General features: G+C 65.3%; 2 protein-coding genes and 1 pseudogene. 2 read left to right on the forward strand and 1 reads right to left on the reverse strand.

Going from position 1 to position 2715, the window contains the following annotated elements; all coding sequences use genetic code 11:
- Positions 1-171, reverse strand: a pseudogene (locus IC66_RS48655) (MFS transporter); the annotation flags it as partial.
- A gap of 59 nt (positions 172-230) precedes the next feature.
- Here IC66_RS48655 and IC66_RS0136260 point away from each other — a divergent pair.
- Together IC66_RS0136260 and IC66_RS0136265 are read left to right on the forward strand one after the other, a co-directional pair.
- Positions 231-1031 (forward strand): AraC family transcriptional regulator, encoded by an 801-nt coding sequence (locus IC66_RS0136260; protein WP_038950891.1) that lies wholly within the window; start codon positions 231-233, stop codon positions 1029-1031.
- Between the two features lie 161 nt (positions 1032-1192).
- The gene (locus IC66_RS0136265) at positions 1193-2545 is read left to right on the forward strand and encodes a malonyl-CoA decarboxylase (RefSeq protein ID WP_028145642.1); all 1353 of its coding nucleotides are present in this window, start codon (positions 1193-1195) and stop codon (positions 2543-2545) included.
- The last annotated feature ends 170 nt before the right edge of the window (positions 2546-2715 follow it).

A 2715-nucleotide genomic window follows, 5' to 3' on the forward strand; every position in this document is an offset into this window, starting at 1 on the left:
GCCGGCGCCGAAAGCCACAAAGCCGGGTGTCGCGTAGGGCAAAAGTTCCGAATAGGCCATGCCGAGCGCGGGCCCCATGATGATGACGGCGGCGGCGAAGATCAGCATCGAATAATGGTCGATGAAATGGCCTGCATTGACGAAACTGATGACCCGGCTGGGGCTGTTCATACGAATCCTCTCCTGCTCCGAAATGAGTTATATGTCCTCCCCATGACGGGATGCTGCCAATGACTGTCTTGGAAACGCCAATCCTTAGGGAGGTCCGGAGCAACCACCGCTCGCCCGCGGGCGTGCACCTGGTCGCGCGCGACTATCCCAAGGGCATGCGGATCGATCCGCATTTGCACCGCGAGGCGCAGCTGATCTATGCGGCACGCGGCACCATGCAGGTGACGACGCCCGGGGGGCGATGGCTGGTGCCGCCGGACCGCGCGGTCTGGGTCCCGGCCGGGCTCGAGCATGCCATCGATCTGCTCGCCGACATCGAGATGCGCACGCTGTATTTCGACCTGTCCTGGCTGAAGCGCGAGCAGCGCTATGACGGCCTGACCCGGGAATTCGTGGTGCGGGTGTCGCCGCTGCTCAATCAGGCGATCCTGGCGCTGTTCGACGCGCGCAACACGGAGGAGCGGACCGAGCTGCTGGTGCGCCTCGTCATGCTGGAATTGCACCAGGCCGAGGATTCCGCGACCTTCGTGCCGCTGCCGCGCGAAGTGCGCTGCCGCCGCGCCGCCATGATCGTGCTCGACGATCCCACCGGCCTGCACGACATCGACACGCTGGCGCGCGAGGTTGGAACTTCCGCGCGGACGCTGTCGCGGCTGTTCTCGACGGAAACGCAGCTGAGCTTCAAAAGCTGGTGCCAGCGCGCGCGGATTGCGGCGGCGATCCAGCGGCTCTCCATGGATGCGAATGTCTCGGTGAAACAGCTCGCGACGCAGCTCGGCTATGCCAGCGTGCCGGCGTTCTCGGCCGCGTTCCGGCAAGTCACAGGGCGGACGCCGACGGAGTTTGCGGGGAAGGTGTGAGGCGGTGCCCTCGGTGGCATTGCCGCGAAGGCAGGCATGCCGGCATTCTCCAAACGCACGGCCCAACTAAAGTTGCCGCATTCCTCCGCTTGATTGTGATCGGTTTCTGCCCAAATCCCGTGTAAGCTTCCGCAACGCACAAACCCGACACGAAAGTCCCGATGGCCAACGCCTTCTTCTCCGACCTGCTCGCCACGATCTCCGAGCGCGGCCGCACGCTGCTTCGTCGGGGAGATTCCGCCGACACCAGACGGGACGCCGACGGGCTGATCGATCTCTGCGACGCGCTGCTGTCGGGCCGGGGCGAGGCATCGGGCATCGCCATCGCGCGTGAGGTGCTCGACATCTACCGGGAGCTGGATGCGGCGGGACGCCGCGCCTTCTTCGACGGACTGGTGCGCGATTTCGGCCCGGACCGGGAGCGCCTGTCCAAGGCGATCGAGAAATGGCGCGCCGCGCCGAGCGACGAGGACGCGAGCTCGCTGCATTTCGCCTCGGAGCCGCGGCGGCAGGAGCTGATCCGCCGCCTCAACCGCGCGCCCGGCGGCACCGGCGATCTCGTCAACATGCGCGCCGATCTGCTCGGCATGATGAACGGCCACACCGAGCTCGCCGCGCTCGATCGCGACGTCTCGCATCTTCTCTCTTCGTGGTTCAACAGGGGGTTTCTCGTGCTGCGCAGGATTGACTGGTCGACCCCGGCCAACATCCTCGAAAAAATCATCCGCTACGAGGCCGTGCACGAGATCTCCGACTGGGACGATCTGCGCCGCCGCATCGATCCGGTCGACCGCCGCTGCTACGCCTTCTTCCATCCCGCGATGGTCGACGAGCCCCTGATTTTCGTCGAGGTGGCGCTGACCGAGACGATCCCCGGCGCGATCGCGCCGCTGCTCGCGGTCGATCGCCAGTATCTGCCGATCGAGCGCGCGCGCACCGCCGTGTTCTATTCGATCTCCAACACCCAGCGCGGTCTTGGCGGCATCTCCTTCGGCAGCTTCCTGATCAAGCAGGTGGTCGAGGAGCTGCGCCGCGAAACGCCGAAGCTCGACACCTTCGTGACGCTGTCACCGGTGCCGGGTTTCATGCCATGGCTGAAGCAGGACAAGGACCTGCCGCTGTCGGACGAGGACCGCGAGGTGCTGAAGCGCCTCGACGACCCCAAATGGTTCGAGAGCCCCGAGACGACGGCACAGCTCCGCGCCGTGATCGAGCCGCTCGCGGCGCACTACTTCCTCAAGGCGCGCACGCCGAAGGGCAAGCTGATCGATTCCGTCGCCCGCTTCCATCTCGGCAACGGCGCAAGGCTGGAGCGCATCAACTGGCTCGGCGATCTCTCGCCGAAGGGCGTGCGGGAATCCGCCGGCGTGATGGTCAACTACCTCTATCGCCTCGACGACATCGAGAAAAACCACGAGGCCTACGCGAATGACGGCGAGGTGGTGGCGTCGAGCGCGGTGAAGAAGCTGCTGAAGGGCGAAGGAAGGCGGCTGCTGGACATGCGATTGTCGTAAGCCGCAAACTCAGTCGTCGTCCCGGACAAGCGAAGCGCTGATCCGGGACCCATAGCCACAGGGTTGGGTTTGGCGAAGATTCGGAGTTGCCGGCCCGCTCCATAACCTCTCCCTGGGGTTATGGGTCCCCGCGTTCGCGCTAGGGCATGCACATATCTCTGAGGCTCCAT

This window comes from Bradyrhizobium genomosp. III, from assembly GCF_000261705.1.
Lineage (GTDB): Bacteria > Pseudomonadota > Alphaproteobacteria > Rhizobiales > Xanthobacteraceae > Bradyrhizobium > Bradyrhizobium ottawaense.